This is a genomic window from Planctomyces sp. SH-PL14 (assembly GCF_001610835.1).
Lineage (GTDB): Bacteria > Planctomycetota > Planctomycetia > Planctomycetales > Planctomycetaceae > Planctomyces_A.
The window spans coordinates 1,748,442-1,762,379 of record NZ_CP011270.1 but is presented as its reverse complement, the minus strand read 5'-3'; the positions used below and the strand labels follow the sequence as shown (position 1 = coordinate 1,762,379).

Here is a 13,938-nt window from a genome sequence, read left to right as displayed (position 1 = left end):
CAGATCCTTCCGAACCGGAGGACCTGCCGATGTCTGCGAATACGAAGGAGAGTATTCATGCGTCTGCCACGGAAATGGGTCCTGACCATGGGCCTGCTGGCGGCGGTTCCGACCATGACTGTGGCGGCGCCGTTTGGCGGAAAGTCGGCCGAGTCCGCTTCCGCCCCGTCGAATCAGGAGGTCGCCGATGGAGTCAAGGCGGCTCTCCAGGCGGCCCGCCCGAAGGGGAAGGGCATCCAGATCGAAGTCCGCAATGGCGTGGCTTCGGTCAGCGGCCAGATCTCGGACGCCGCCGAACGGGCTCGCGTGACGCAGGTCGTCCAGCGGGTTCCGGGCGTCAGCTCGGTCGATAACCGCCTCGAAGTCATGGCTGCCTCGGCCCCCAAGGCCAGCGGCATCGAGCAGGCCGGTTTCCAGGGTGAGAAGCGGGGACGGATCCAGCAGGTGTCGAACGAAGAGTTCGCCCCGATCGCTGGCCCGGCTCCGGCCGCCCCCGCCGCTCCGCAGGGAGCGGCTCCGACCAGCAACCAGGAAGTCGCCCAGAACGTTGCCGACGCTCTCGCGAGCTGCGGCCTGAGCGGCTACGACATCGAAATCCGCTACAAGAACGGCAGCTGCAGCCTGGTGGGCGACGTCGAAGCCCGCGAGCAGGCGATGGCCGCTCACCGGGCCGCGAGCAGCGTCCCAGGCGTGCAGAACGTCATCAACCGCCTGACCGTCCGTGGTCAGCTTGCCCTGCCTCCCGGACCTCCGGCTGGTGCCGGTCCTCGCGGACCGATCGCCCCGGCGGGTTACGGTCCTCAGGCCGGGTATGCCCCGCAGGGCGGCTATGCTCCCCAGGCTGGCTACGGCCCGCAGGGTGGCGGGGCTCCTTACGGTGCTCCCCAGGGGATGGCTCCGCAGAACGGCATGATGCAGGCTCAGGCCATGGCTCCGGGCGGACCGATTCCGCCGCAGCCGCAGATGGGTCCGGGCGGCGTCCAGCCGGTCGGCCATCACATGATCTACAATCAGCCGAACGTTCCGAACTACGCTTGGCCGGCCTACGCCCAGTACGACAACTACGCGGCGGTGACCTATCCGAGCCAGTATGATGCCAGTGCCTGGCCGTACATGGGACCGTTCTATCCTTACCCGCAGGTCCCCCTGAACTGGCGTCAGGCGACCCTCGAGTGGGATGACGGCTCGTGGAGCCTGCGGTTCAGCCCGCGGACGGACAAGTGGTGGTGGTTCATGAACCCCCACAACTGGCACTGAGCCGGTGAGCGTCCTCCTTCGGGAAGGACAGATGGAACACACGCGACCCCGGGGAACCGTTCCCCGGGGTTTTTGTGTTTTGATGTACCGTCGTTGCCGGCACGGCTCTGCTACCTCAAACCCAACGTGCTACGGCAGCCGGGGTCAAGGGGGCCAAGAAAACAACACACGCCCCCTTGCCGCCGGAGGCACTTCCATGAGGAACCGCGGTAAGCGACGGACGTCCCCTTATGCGGGACCGGCGTTGAGGACTCCCTCAGAGCACACCGCTGGCTTTGCAGTCCCCGCGGCTTGGTGAGGGGGCATCCGGCACGATGTCCGCGCCTGGACACGCCCTCCTTCAGACATCTCTCGACGGCCAGGCCTCCGGCGGGCAAAGGGGCGTTGCCCCTCTGCACTCCCCACCAGGGTGCCCCTGGACCCGGTTGGGTTCAGACTTCTGGTGGACTTTCCGTCTCTTCCGTCGTGGCTTCCTCTGAAGCCTCCGCCTCGCCCGTCTTCCGGTGGACGCGAACAATCATGTTCGCCATCTCCACCTCCCACAGCACCGTCCACTGCGGCGGCATCGTCACTTCCGTCCGCTCCGGAATCCGCAAGATGAACAACGCATCCGCCACCGACACCTCAGGCCGCGTCAGCCGCTTCACCGCCCGGTACAGCTTCGTGTCCGGACGAATATCCGCCGCCATCTTGTAAGGCGGATCAAAGAAGATCACATCGAACGGCGTAAACCGGGCCACGTCGGGCCCCTTCGGCCGGTACGAACACAAAAGTGCGTCCGTCCACCAGCAGATCGTGTCGCCCTGGACCTCCAGCGTCTCGATATTCTGCTTCAGCAGCGACGACGCGACCTTGTCCTGCTCGACAAACACACACGTCGCCGCCCCCCGGCTCATCGCCTCAAGACCGATCGTCCCCGTCCCCGCAAAGACGTCGGCGACCCGCTTCCCCTCCAGGTCCGCCTCGAGCCGCTGAAAGACGGATTCTTTCACCCGGTCCAGGATCGGACGTGTGACGTCCCCCGGATTCGACAGGAGCTTTCGACGACGGAAACGTCCGGAGATGATGCGCATGCGGGCAAAAAACGGCGTTGGAGATCAATCAAAAACGGAGTTTAGCAAACCACGGCGGCGGCCCCGAGACAGCGAGCCCGTTACGGCAGGACCTCATACACCTGCACGCCGGGAATCGTCGCCTTCCCGTCGTACATCTGGACGAGGTCGGGCGCCCAGCGCTCGACTTCCTGCCGCTGGTCAGCCGGGATTCGCTCCAGCTCTCGGAGAGAACCGACCCGCGGCAGACGCCGCAGGACCCCCTGCTCGGCGAGCGTCTGGAACCGCCGGGGATGGACAAAGTCCGTGTACCCGTACGTGGGGCGATAGCGCAGGATTCCGCTCCAGTTGACGGCGACGTGGGTGATTCCGTTCTCCTTCAGGATGGCCCGCACCTCCTCCGAAGGCTTCATGGGCCGATCGGCCGCAGGCCCATCCGGCGGCCCGGCCGCGAACCAGTCTTCGAAGATGGAGCGGTCGAAGACGGTGCTGTAGAGGTGGTCGAAGTGGGCCTCAAAGACCTCGGCCTCGCCAACGAACAGGACGCGGGCTTCCGGCGGAAGCGGGAGATCCTCCAGGATCGCGATGCTGGGGGTCCGGAACCGCTTCTGGGCCAGTCGTTCATCGAGCAGGAACGAATTGTTCCCCGCCAGGACCGAGGTGACGAAGCCCAGGTGGTAGAGCGTGATCGCCCCCAGGAGGACCGTGACCGTCGCTCCGCGGAGCAGCAGACCTCGTGCGCTGGCTCCCGTGGCGGATGTGCCGATCAGGGCATCCAGCACGATGCCCGCGATCCAGCAGGCGATCGGGAGCATCGGCACCCAGAACCGGTCGAGCCGATGCGACAGGAGACACCACCCTTCGAAGAGCCAGAAAACGTAGAGCACGAGCAGGGCCAGCAGCGTCCTTGGCGTGAACTGGCCGCGATGCGCCGGCTGCGGTTCCGACAGAACAAGGGGGCGAACGAGTCCGGTCCGCCAGAGCGCCAGCAGACCCGCTCCCAGCGGGAGGGAGGCGAGGGCCAGCGGCGTCTGCCAGTCGTTCCACAGGAAGACGTCCGCGAACCGCAGCACCTGATCTTTGACAAACCCGACCGGCCCCCCCAGGTGCCCGAGCGGCAGTGGGTGCCCGGCCTTCCATTTGGCATGGAGCGCGGGATCGAGGTCGCGTCCCCCGAGCAGCCCGTACATGAGCGGATAGAACGGGTTCCCGGTTTCGATCAGGTTCTTGACCAGCCACGGCCCGAAGGCGACCGCCCCGCCGCCGAGAAACAGGACCAGCGCCAGGAGGTCGACACGGGACTGGTCGTTCGTCGGCTCGGCTTCCGCGGGGGCACGACGGCTTGAGAGAATTGGAGCGACGACCACCGTCCAGGCGGCCATGAGGAACATCGGGATCGCGACGCTGATCGCCCCGGGGTATTTGCACGCCGGGCCGCATCCGGCGAGGAAACCAGCCACGAGGAACCACCGCCGGCCCGTCGCGGTCGACACGCGCCACTCCTCGCCGGCGCGGAGGACTGCGATTGCCGAGAGCAGCACGTAGGTCGCGAGGGCCCCTTCGGTGTAGGCGATCGTCGAGATCCGATAGGTCCACGGCGTCGTCAGCCACGCGAGGACGGCGAGCCAGGCGACCCGTTCGGAGAACCACCGTCGTCCCGCATAGAACAGCCCGGCCGCCGTCAGCGGTGCGAAACCCATCAGGACCGTCTGGCCGATGATCGCGCCGCGGTACCAGTCCGCCCGCAGGATCATACCCAGCAGGTGCAGCATCTCGGTGAAGAACGGGAAGCTGGTGTAGACGTTGTGCGGCAGGAACCGGATGCGGCCCCCCTGGTAGTACTCCTTGGGGCCTTCCAGGTGGTATTCACGGACATCGAAGTCGGTGGAAGGGAGCATCGCCCCCAGGAGCATCGCCATCAGGAACGGCGCGACCGCGAGGCCGATGAAGAGCGGCAGCTTCGAGTCGCCGAAGAACCGGGCTTCGAGCAGCGAGCCTCCTCCGGAACGCGGCGTCCGGCCCCGCCACGTCAGGACGAGTTCCGCGGCGATGACCGCCAGGAGGCCGGCGGTGAACAGCCACCGGTTCAGAATTCCGAAGGCTCCGAGAGCGAGCGTGGCGAGCGACAAGAGGCCGATCCCGACGCCGCAACCCCACAGGTTTCGCTCGTAGGGGTTGAGTACCGGAAACAGCTTCACGCCGCGGAGGGCGAGCCGGCCCGCTCCCCAGGCGGCGAGCCAGATCGCGGTCGCGACTCCGATCAGGTCAAACCGCTGCGGAAAGAACTGCCACCCGGACTCTTTGGCCGTTTCCTTGCCCGGGAGATTGAGGAGCAGGAGATCCGGCAGGTTGAGCCAGATGTCGAGCCGGGTCCACTCGGAGTTGTTCGGCAGCTGCGTGAAGAAGAAGCCCGCCGCCAAAAGGGCGAACAGGACCAGCCCCGCGGTCCGCAGCCTCTCGGCCGTCGGTGAGACCGGGACCTGCGGCATGGACGCGGCGGGAGCGGGAGTCGTCGGCCGGGGGGATCGCGACGGGGAGCCGGAGCGCGGGGAGCGGGCCATCAGGTCGCTCCGCGTTCCGCGAGTGTCCGGCATTGTCCCTTCCACCGCAGCCAGTGGTCAGCGATCACGAGGGCCACCATGGCTTCCGCCATGGGGATAAACCTTGGCAGGAGGCAGGGGTCGTGCCGGCCCTTGGTCTGGACGGTGGCCGGGTTTCCCTGGCGGTCGACGGTCTGCTGCTCGATCGGCAGGCTGCTGGTCGGCTTCACCGCCGCCCGCAGGACAATCGGCATGCCGGTCGAGATCCCGCCGAGCATTCCGCCATGGCGATTCGGGTTCGTCTCGATGCGGGGATCGCCGCTCGGCTTCCGGCCCGTCGAGAGGAAGGTGTCGTTGTTCTCGCTGCCCCGCATTGTGGCGCAGCCGAAGCCGATGCCGTACTCGACCCCCAGCACCGCCGGCAGCGAAAACAGGGCCTTGGCGAGGTCCGCTTTGAGCTTGTCGAAGACCGGTTCACCGAGTCCCGCCGGGACGCCGGTGGCGACGATCTCGGCCGCGCCGCCGATGCTGTCCCCCTGCTTTCGGCACTCTTCGATGAGGGTGATCATCTTTGCGGCAGCGGCCGGGTCGGGGCAGCGGACGATGTTCGGTTCGCCGGCGGGGGTCTTTTCGACCTGCTCGAGCGTGACGGCGGCGGGATCGGCGATGTCGGCCTTGATCCCGCCCACCTGGGTGACCCAGGCGAGGACCTTTCCGCCGAATTCCTCGGCGATCAGTTTCTTGGCGACAGCGCCGGCGGCGACGCGGGCGGTCGTTTCGCGGGCGCTGGAGCGGCCCCCGCCGCGGTAGTCGCGGAAGCCGTACTTGGCGTCGAAGCTGTAGTCGGCGTGGCCGGGCCGGTAGAGCTCCTTGATGTTGCCGTAGTCCTTGCTCCGCTGGTCCGTGTTGCGGATCAGGATGGCGAGGCTGGTGCCGGTGGTCTTGCCTTCAAAGACGCCGGAGAGGATCTCGGGCTCGTCCGCTTCGTCCCGCTGGGTGACGATGTGACTCTGGCCGGGGCGGCGGCGGCGGAGGTCGACACGTAGGTCCTCTTCGGTGAGGGCGAGTCCGGGGGGGACTCCGTCGATGATGACGACATTTCCCGGTCCGTGGCTCTCCCCGGCGGTGGTGATTCGAAAGGACTGTCCGAAAGAATTTCCTGGCATGGAGGGATGATACACCAAGCCGGGGCGAATAGGGCTCGAACGCCGCGGGTTCTGTGTGGCAACAGGCTCTACGGCTCGAACCGCGGGAAAGCAGGGGTGTCCCCCCTTGTGAACCCGGCGTTGAGGCCTCCCCCGTTCGCCGCTCAGCTCTCCGGCGCCGGCTCGGCCCGACGATCGCACTCCTTTGCGAGACGCCGGACTTCGTCGATGAGGAACTGTGTCTCGACGACGTGGTGCTTATCGAGGATCCGAAACCGCTCCTCCCAGCTCAGGGCAGGATCGTCCCGGTGGCGTCCGACCTTGATCCAGCCGTAGCCCTCGTATCGCTTTTCAAAGCTTTCCGTCATGGACGCCTCCCTCCGATGCGACCAAGAGCGGGGCCGACAGCGGGACTGATCCGGCTGGCGTTTCGAAGGTTTGGTCCAGGCTCTGGAAGATCGTGAGGCCCGACCGGCGATCGTCGCGATACCGGGAAACACCGCGGATCAGCGACCGCGTCGGGCGGTAGCCAAGGAGCGGAACCGCCAGCCACAACGGGAACGAGAAGATCGTGAACGGAACTTTGGGATGCTGCGTGACGAAGGGGGGCCAGAAAATGCCTGATGCGAATTCGAAGCCCAGGAGACGCCCGCGGCGTCTGACGTCATACCCGACGTCACCCCACCATGAAGGGGCGGATGCGGACCAGGCCCAGTTCCACGGGGCGAGCTTCTCCAGCGGTTTGCGGATCGTGATGAGTTCGCCGTAATGCCGCGGCTGCGGGTTCCTCCATCCCTCCAGGCGTTGGATCGCCAGCATCCCTCTCTCAAGGTGAAACGTCCACGCCTGACGATCTCGGACCAGGTGAAAGAACGTCAGAGCAAAGCAGCTTTCGACTACGAAGTACGCCAGACCGATCGCCAGAGAAAGGCGAACGATCTGAATAGACAAGGAAATGAGACGCCAAACTCGCGACCACGCGTCTTTCAGATGGCGTGTGGTCGCGATCGGCATCATTTCAGAGCTCCAATTCCACAAGTTCCACCGACGACTGGATCTTCTTCGCCGTGTCGTCATCGACGAAGTCGCTGTGGCACGAGGCCTTCCCCTCGTCCGCCTTGACGCCCTTCTTGGTCTTGGCGGCGAGGCGGTGAATTTCCTGCGGAGCCAGGACGCCCCGCTTTTCGAGGATTTCCTTTTGCTCCGCGGTCAGGGCCTCGCTCACCTTGGCCTTGTCCCACTGGTAGCCGTCCTCCTTGCCGCTGGCGAACTGAACGATCTCCTTGCTGATCCGGACGCTGCACCAGTCGTGGCCGCACATGGCACAGAAGTCGGTGTCGACGTCCAGGTCCTCATCGTGATACGCCCGGGCGGTGTCCGGATCGAAACTCAATTCGAAATGTTTTTCCCAGTTCAGGGCGGCGCGGGCCTTCGTCAGCTCGTCGTCCCGGTCGCGGGTGCCGGGGATGCCGAGAGCGACGTCGGCGGCGTGGGCGGCGATCTTGTAGGCGATGCAGCCCTGCTTGACGTCGTCCTTCTTCGGCAGGCCGAGGTGCTCTTTCGGCGTCACGTAGCAGAGCATGCTCGCTCCGTGGAAGCCGGCGGCGGTCGCTCCGATGCAGCTCGTGATGTGGTCGTAGCCGGGGAAGATGTCGGTGACGAGCGGCCCCAGCACGTAGAACGGCGCCCCGTGGCAGAGGGTCCGCTGGAGCTTCATGTTGTATTCAATCTGATCGAACGGGACGTGTCCCGGTCCTTCGATCATGACCTGCACGCCCTTCCGCCAGGCTCGTTCCGTCAGTTCGCCGAGCGTCGAGAGTTCCGCGAGCTGGGCGCGGTCGGTGGCGTCCGCCAGTCCGCCGGGACGGAGGCCGTCGCCGATCGAGAACGTGACGTCGTACTCCCGCATGATGTCGCAGATGTCTTCCCAGAGGACGTACATCGGGTTCTGTTCGCCGTGGTCGATCATCCACTTGGCGAGCAGCGAGCCGCCGCGGCTGACGATGCCGATGAGGCGGTCCTTGACGTAGGAGAGGTGCTCGCGGAGGACGCCGGCGTGGATCGTGAAGTAGTCCACACCCTGCTGGGCCTGGTGCTTCAGCGATTCGAGGATCGTGGCGTGGTCGAGGTCATAGAGCTTCCGCCCGATGATCATCGAGTAGATCGGAACGGTGCCGATGGGGACGTTGCTGTTGCGGACGATCGCCGCGCGGCATTCATCGAGGTTGCCGCCGGTCGAGAGGTCCATGACGGTGTCGGCCCCCCACTTCTCGGCCCACTTGAGCTTTTCGACCTCTTCGTCGGTGCTGGAGGAGACCGGCGAGGCCCCCATGTTGGCGTTGATCTTGGTCTTGGCGGCTCGGCCGATCGCCATCGGATCGAGCTGATAGCCGAGGTGGACTTTGTTGGCCGGGATGACCATCCGGCCCGCGGCGACTTCGTCGCGGACCTGGACCGGGGTGAGGTGCGGTTCGCGGGCGGCGACGCGGGTCATCTCCGGGGAGACGATGCCGACGCGGGCCTGTTCGAGCTGGGTGATGGGCCGGAATTCGACCGGGAAGTCGACCTTGCGGAGGGTCTGGTCGGACTGCTGGAGGATGACCGAAGTCGCGCCCGGGCGGTATTCCGCGGGGACGGCGGCGTAGGTGATGACTTCCGACTTCCAGCCTTCGGGGAGGAAGTCCCAGGCGGTCTTGGCGGAGGGTTCGGGCATCCCCGGCGTATCGGGCGAGGAGAAGGTCCAGCGGCCTTCGGCTCCGGGGGCGATGTGTCCGCGGTTGGCGAAGCTGCCGGGGGTGGTGCCGGCGGCGGTGGAAGAGGGGTTCTGGCCGAGGGGGGGGAGGGTGTAGCCGGGCTGACCGTTCTTTGGCATCTTGGGTGGTCCTGGCGGTGGAAAGCCGCAGTCCGTCGGAGCGGTTCTCCCGGCGACATCCTCTGTCGCGACTGGAAGTTCCGGCGATCCCTCTCAATCCAGAAACACGGTCTCGTCACCGCAGATCGCGACTCGGGACGAGCAACCGTAATCGTATCTGTCGGGGGGGTGATTGCAACGCGGGGAGCGGGCCGCATCCTCCGGTTCGGTCGAACCGCGTTCCTGCCGGCCCGGCGTCCATAGCTCAAACCCAACGTGCCACGGCCGCTGGGGTCAAGGGGGCGACCCCTTGCCGCCGGAGGCACTTCCATGAGGAACCGTGGTAAGCAACGGATGTCCCCTTTGTGGTACCCGCTATAAGGACTCCCTCAATCCACACCGCTGGCTTTGCAATCCCCGCGGGTCGGTGAGGAGGCATACGGCACGGTGTCCGCGCTTGGACACTCACTCCTTCAGACATCTCTCGACGAGACAGCCTCCGGCGGGCAAGGGGCATTCTGCCCCCTGCACCCCCTGACCAGGGTCCCCCTGGACCCGGTTCAATCAGCCCTCCCACCTACTTGACGTCGAAACCGACCGACTTCTTCAGGTGCGGCTCACCATTGTAATTAATCGTCACCTCTTCACCCGGCTGAATGTCCCGCAGAGCCGTGAAGTGCTTCGTCGCCTTCCCAATGTCGTCGTAACGCGCATTCGGGCTGTAGCTGTGGTTGTACAGCGACCCATAACCGAGCGCCACGCAGGCCGTCTCACCCTCCCAGGCGTAAGCGTAATCCGCCAGCACCGAGGACGAGATGGTGTCCCACTTCACCAGCAGGACCGGGGCCTTCTCAAAAATGGTCCCCTTGGGAATGAGCGTCCGGGCGATCACGCCCCGCCCCTTCCCCGGAATCTGCCGGACTTCAATGTACTCCGACTGACGCAGCCCCATGATGCCAACCCAGCGAGAACGAACGGATGCCGAATGAGCGAGGATGTTGCCCGAACTTCGCCCGATTGCAAGCGACGCATGGAGCGATTCGCAGCGATTGCCCCGACCGTGGGCCACGGTCGATCCGCCGGTCGTGAGGCGAGCTCCAAGTGCCGCAATTCGACGCGGTTTCCAGACTCCCGGCGGTGCCTCCGAACAGGACTGTCGCGACCGTAAGACCCACCATGCCCGCGCTCCGGAATTTCGACGGCCACGCACAAACCAAAGTTTGACTTGCCGCAGGGGCGTGGATAGAGTCGCTGACAGGCCAATCCTTTTCCGTGCAGACATCGACCTCATCCTGCGTCCGCGATCGCGGTCCGAGGTCCACCCGGTTGTGTTGTCGGACATCCCGTCCGCTGATTCACGGCTGTGGAGAGAGCGTTCTCGTCTGAATCGGAAGACCCCATGGATGCTGCGACGATGCTTGGACAACTGGTGCCATGCGGCGGTGGCGACCCGATCCCGCTGCGGAAGCCGAAGCTGCTGGTGGGACGACGGGCTTCATGCGACATCGTTCTGGAATACCCCAACGTCTCCTCGCAGCACTGCGAACTGGAACTGCTGAACGGCTATTGGCAGGTCCGGGATCTCAACAGTGCCAACGGCGTGAAGATCAATGACCAGCGCGTCGACTGCCAGTTCCTCCATCCCGGGGACGAGCTGACAATCGCCAAGTGCCGGTACAAGATCGAATACGAGGCGTCGAACGAGCCTCCGCCGCGGGTTCAGGAAGAGCTGAACGAAAATCCGTTCGCCATGAGCCTGATGGAAAAGGCCGGCCTCGAGCGCCGCAAGGGAACGCGACCGCAGCGCCAGCTCCCGCCGCGGTCGGAAAAGGCCCCGCCGCCGAAGCAGAGCTTCTCGAAGGATGAGAACGAGGCGATGAAGTGGCTGATGGGGGACGACTGACGCCGGGTCGAGTTAAACACCAAGGCACCAAGGTGGCACCAAGTTCACCAAGGTTAGGAACAGGGCCGACGCGGACACTGGGAAGTCGGGACAACCTGGCTTCGGCACCAGCGTTCGGAATGCTTGGTGCCCTTGGTGTCATCTTTGTGTCTTGGTGCTTCACCTCCGGAAACTCCGCCGCAGGCCACGCTGTTCTCCGATGGCATCCGGCGTAATTCAGCCCGTCTGGACATGCACAATTCGGAAGGAAACCGGCAGAATGCGGGCTGAGAACCGCGTCCCTTTCCTCGCTCTCGCCGCCTCTCCCTCGTGACTGGTCCCCGCAAGAAGTCCCGCGTCGCCTTCAAGAAGAACCACGACCACCGTCCGCGCCGGACCGACCTGACCCGGCACGACGTCGAAGACCTCGCGGATCTCACGTCCGATGAGCGGGTGTCCGGCAAGGGAGCCCTGACTCGGCAGCGGACGATCATCACCGATGACGAGGGGGCTCTTGTCGTCGACGAATCCGTCTGCATCCGCGGCCGCGTCCTGTGGGCGGTCGGGGCGAACCACTGCTCCGTCCGGACCGAACGCGGCATCCTCGACTGCCGACTCCGTCGCCGGGTCCGTGATCTGGCTCGCGATACCCGGAATGCCGTCGCGACCGGGGATCTGGTTCTGGTCCGGCCGGAGAACGAGACCGCCGGGATCATCGAGCGGATCGAACCGCGCCGCTCGACTCTTTCCCGCGGCCAGGGACGGCACGCACACCTGATCGTCGCCAATGTCGATCAGGCGGTCATCGTCGCCTCCGCCACCGATCCGCCGCTCAAGCCGACGCTGATCGACCGCTTCCTCGTGAGCTGCGAGGCCGGAGGGGTTCAGGGGATCGTCTGCGTCAACAAGGCGGACCTGATCGATCCCGTCCCGCTGCAACCGATCCTCGGCCAGTACAGCCGGATCGGATACCCCTGCATCCTTCTCAGCGCCCAGACCGGCCAGGGAGTGAAGGCCCTCCGGCGGCTTCTCAGTGGCAAGACGACCGTCTTCACGGGCCAGAGCGGTGTCGGGAAATCGACCCTGCTCAACATGGTCCAGCCGGGGCTCGGCCTCAAGACCGGGGCGGTGAGCGACGACTCCGGGAAGGGGCGGCACACGACCCGCGTGTCGCAGCTGCTTGAGCTCGACTGCGGGGGCTGGGTGGTCGACACGCCGGGGATCCGGCAGCTCCAGCTCTGGAATGTCGCTCCGCAGGAGGTCGAAGGGTACTTCCGCGAGTTCCCTCCCTTCGTGGCGCACTGTCATTTTCCGGACTGCACGCACACGCACGAGAGCGGCTGCCGGGTGAAGTCGGCGGTTGACGAAGGGCTGCTCTCGCCGCTGCGGTACGAGAGCTACGTCCGGATGTTCGAGAGCGATGCGATCGACCTGGCGGCGCTCCAGGAAGAGTGAGCTTCAAACCGCGTGCTCGCCGGCTGAGCTCTCTTAGCTCAAGCCCAACGTGCGACGGCAGCCGGGGTCAAGGGGGCGACCCCTTGCCGCCGGAGGCGCTTCCACGAGGAACCGTGGTCAGCAACGGATGTCCCCTTTGTGGTACTGGCGTTGAGGACTCCACGCTCGCTCTGCAGTCCCCGCGGGTTGGTGAGGGGGCATACGGCACCGTGTCCGCGCTTGGACACTCACTCCTTCAGACATCTCTCGACGAGACAGCCTCCGGCGGGCAAGAGGCATTCTGCCCCCTGCACCCCCTGACCAGGGTGCCCCTGGACCCGGTGGGACGACACTGCGCTCTGTGCCTCGATTCGGTCGCGCAAAACGCAAAAAAAGCCCAACCGATCCGCGCGGTCAATCGCGAACAGGCAAACAGAACCACCCCAGATGAGATTTTGTTCACCTGCCAGGGCTGCGGGCCGGAATGCTGTTGACCGGTTCTGCGGGCGGAAAGGAAACTCCCGCCTCGCCCGATCTGAGTCGAGGCCCGCCAATGGGCCCCGTCGAGGCGGGACCGGTGGCAGGAGGCCGCGTGGACGTTTCCGTCGTCATTCCCGCTCAGAACGAGGCGGGGAATATCGAATCGCTCGTCGCTGAGGTCGTTGGCGTCCTCGACGGATGGTGCGAGTTCGAGATCGTCGTCGTGGACGATGGGAGCACGGACGGAACCGCGGCCGCTCTGGAGACGCTTCAAAACACTCATCCGATGCTGCGGGTGCTGACCCATGCCCACCCCTGCGGCCAGAGTCTGGCGGTCCGGTCGGGCGTCAAAGCGGCCCGGGCCGACGTGGTCGCCACGCTCGACGGCGACGGACAGAATGACCCGCGAGACCTCCCGCGGCTGTGGTCGATCCTGGAGACCGCCGCGCGGGACGCGAACGTTCATCTGGTGATCGGGCATCGGCGGCGGCGACAGGACAGTCTCTGGCGGAAGGTCTGCAGCCGCGTCGCCAACTCCATTCGCGGCCGCATCCTCGGCGACAACACGCCCGACAGCGGATGCGGAATCAAGGTCTTCTTCCGTGACGCGTTTCTGGAGCTCCCGGCCTTTCATCACATGCACCGGTTCCTCCCCGCGCTCTTCCGGCGGGCCGGTTCGGGAGTGCTCTCGGTCGAAGTCCGGCATCGGCCGCGACTCCAGGGACGGAGCCACTACGGCACTTTCAGCCGGTTGACGGCCGGCGTCATCGATCTGGCAGGAATGCTGTGGCTGATCCGTCGGTCGCGCGTGCCGCGCGTCACGGAACGTTGCCATCGGCCCGGTCCCTCCCCGGTCGACTCCCGGCCGATGCCGGAACTGGGCCGCGGAGCGATGTCTCCTCGCGCGATGGCTCGGTCGTTCTCGCGGTCGGAACCCGCCGCCGTCGGAGGGGAGCGGCCATGACGAACGACCAGATCTGGATGGCGATCGGGTTCGGCGGACAGTTCGTATTCAGCGCCCGGTTCCTGGTCCAGTGGCTGTCGAGCGAATCCGCAAAGAAAAGCGTCTTTCCGATCGCGTTCTGGTATCTCAGCATCGGGGGCGGGGTCAGCCTCCTGGCGTATGCCGTTCATCGTCGCGATCCCGTCTTCATCGCCGGTCAGGCATCCGGACTCTTGATCTATGCCCGAAATCTCCAGCTCATCCGCGCCGAGCAGGCCGAACGATCCGGCTCCCACGCTTCCTGCCCCGTCGGCTCTCCCGAACCCTCGCCGGGGTGAGCGGAACCCCCAGGCT

General features: G+C 65.7%; 12 protein-coding genes. 5 read left to right on the top strand and 7 right to left on the bottom strand.

Annotated features, from left to right (window positions below):
• The first annotated feature begins 57 nt into the window (after window positions 1–57).
• Window positions 58–1,257: a BON domain-containing protein gene (locus VT03_RS06915; protein ID WP_082846004.1), complete on the top strand. Its 1,200-nt coding sequence runs from the start codon at window positions 58–60 to the stop codon at window positions 1,255–1,257.
• 431 nt (window positions 1,258–1,688) lie between these two features.
• Here VT03_RS06915 and rsmD read toward each other — a convergent pair whose 3' ends face one another.
• The 7 genes from rsmD to VT03_RS06880 all read right to left on the bottom strand — a co-directional run bounded on the left by rsmD (window position 1,689) and on the right by VT03_RS06880 (window position 9,797).
• Window positions 1,689–2,330 carry a 16S rRNA (guanine(966)-N(2))-methyltransferase RsmD gene (rsmD, locus tag VT03_RS06910; protein WP_075092319.1) on the bottom strand — a complete coding sequence of 214 codons (642 nt, stop codon included), beginning with the start codon at window positions 2,328–2,330 and terminating at the stop codon, window positions 1,689–1,691.
• A gap of 80 nt (window positions 2,331–2,410) precedes the next feature.
• The gene (locus VT03_RS06905; RefSeq protein WP_075092318.1) at window positions 2,411–4,903 is read right to left on the bottom strand and encodes an ArnT family glycosyltransferase; all 2,493 of its coding nucleotides are present in this window, start codon (window positions 4,901–4,903) and stop codon (window positions 2,411–2,413) included.
• On the bottom strand, window positions 4,870–6,015 hold the full coding sequence (gene aroC / locus VT03_RS06900) for a chorismate synthase (RefSeq protein ID WP_075092317.1): 1,146 nt from the start codon (window positions 6,013–6,015) through the stop codon (window positions 4,870–4,872). The genes VT03_RS06905 and aroC overlap by 34 nt, the downstream gene beginning before the upstream one ends.
• A 143-nt stretch (window positions 6,016–6,158) precedes the next feature.
• The gene (locus tag VT03_RS06895; protein WP_075092316.1) at window positions 6,159–6,362 is read right to left on the bottom strand and encodes a hypothetical protein; all 204 of its coding nucleotides are present in this window, start codon (window positions 6,360–6,362) and stop codon (window positions 6,159–6,161) included.
• Window positions 6,346–6,945 carry a hypothetical protein gene (locus VT03_RS06890; protein ID WP_156514335.1) on the bottom strand — a complete coding sequence of 200 codons (600 nt, stop codon included), beginning with the start codon at window positions 6,943–6,945 and terminating at the stop codon, window positions 6,346–6,348. Before VT03_RS06890 ends, VT03_RS06895 begins: the two co-directional genes overlap by 17 nt.
• A 67-nt stretch (window positions 6,946–7,012) precedes the next feature.
• A complete protein-coding gene (gene thiC, locus VT03_RS06885; protein ID WP_075092314.1) occupies window positions 7,013–8,866 on the bottom strand; it encodes a phosphomethylpyrimidine synthase ThiC in 1,854 nt (617 codons plus the stop codon).
• Between the two features lie 556 nt (window positions 8,867–9,422).
• Window positions 9,423–9,797 (bottom strand): SET domain-containing protein, encoded by a 375-nt coding sequence (locus tag VT03_RS06880; protein WP_082846003.1) that lies wholly within the window; start codon window positions 9,795–9,797, stop codon window positions 9,423–9,425.
• A 447-nt stretch (window positions 9,798–10,244) separates the two neighbouring features.
• On the opposite strand from VT03_RS06880, the gene VT03_RS06875 reads away from it, so the two are divergent.
• The 4 genes from VT03_RS06875 to VT03_RS06860 all read left to right on the top strand — a co-directional run bounded on the left by VT03_RS06875 (window position 10,245) and on the right by VT03_RS06860 (window position 13,922).
• Complete coding sequence (locus tag VT03_RS06875; protein ID WP_231870612.1) at window positions 10,245–10,748, top strand: FHA domain-containing protein; 504 nt, start codon at window positions 10,245–10,247, stop codon at window positions 10,746–10,748.
• 309 nt (window positions 10,749–11,057) lie between these two features.
• On the top strand, window positions 11,058–12,182 hold the full coding sequence (rsgA, locus tag VT03_RS06870) for a ribosome small subunit-dependent GTPase A (RefSeq protein ID WP_075092313.1): 1,125 nt from the start codon (window positions 11,058–11,060) through the stop codon (window positions 12,180–12,182).
• A gap of 571 nt (window positions 12,183–12,753) precedes the next feature.
• Complete coding sequence (locus VT03_RS06865) at window positions 12,754–13,605, top strand: glycosyltransferase family 2 protein (RefSeq protein ID WP_197489227.1); 852 nt, start codon at window positions 12,754–12,756, stop codon at window positions 13,603–13,605.
• On the top strand, window positions 13,602–13,922 hold the full coding sequence (locus tag VT03_RS06860) for a lipid-A-disaccharide synthase N-terminal domain-containing protein (protein ID WP_075092311.1): 321 nt from the start codon (window positions 13,602–13,604) through the stop codon (window positions 13,920–13,922). The genes VT03_RS06865 and VT03_RS06860 overlap by 4 nt, the downstream gene beginning before the upstream one ends.
• Window positions 13,923–13,938 lie beyond the last annotated feature (16 nt).

Excerpts from the sequence above, each read along its gene's own strand:
- VT03_RS06860 (WP_075092311.1), top strand. The coding sequence starts at position 13,602 with ATGACGAACGACCAGATCTGGATGGCGATCGGGTTCGGCGGACAGTTC.
- VT03_RS06875 (WP_231870612.1), top strand. The coding sequence starts at position 10,245 with ATGGATGCTGCGACGATGCTTGGACAACTGGTGCCATGCGGCGGTGGC.
- thiC (WP_075092314.1), bottom strand. The coding sequence starts at position 8,866 with ATGCCAAAGAACGGTCAGCCCGGCTACACCCTCCCCCCCCTCGGCCAG.
- VT03_RS06915 (WP_082846004.1), top strand. The coding sequence starts at position 58 with ATGCGTCTGCCACGGAAATGGGTCCTGACCATGGGCCTGCTGGCGGCG.
- VT03_RS06880 (WP_082846003.1), bottom strand. The coding sequence starts at position 9,797 with ATGGGGCTGCGTCAGTCGGAGTACATTGAAGTCCGGCAGATTCCGGGG.
- VT03_RS06895 (WP_075092316.1), bottom strand. The coding sequence starts at position 6,362 with ATGACGGAAAGCTTTGAAAAGCGATACGAGGGCTACGGCTGGATCAAG.
- aroC (WP_075092317.1), bottom strand. The coding sequence starts at position 6,015 with ATGCCAGGAAATTCTTTCGGACAGTCCTTTCGAATCACCACCGCCGGG.
- rsmD (WP_075092319.1), bottom strand. The coding sequence starts at position 2,330 with ATGCGCATCATCTCCGGACGTTTCCGTCGTCGAAAGCTCCTGTCGAAT.
- VT03_RS06905 (WP_075092318.1), bottom strand. The coding sequence starts at position 4,903 with ATGCCGGACACTCGCGGAACGCGGAGCGACCTGATGGCCCGCTCCCCG.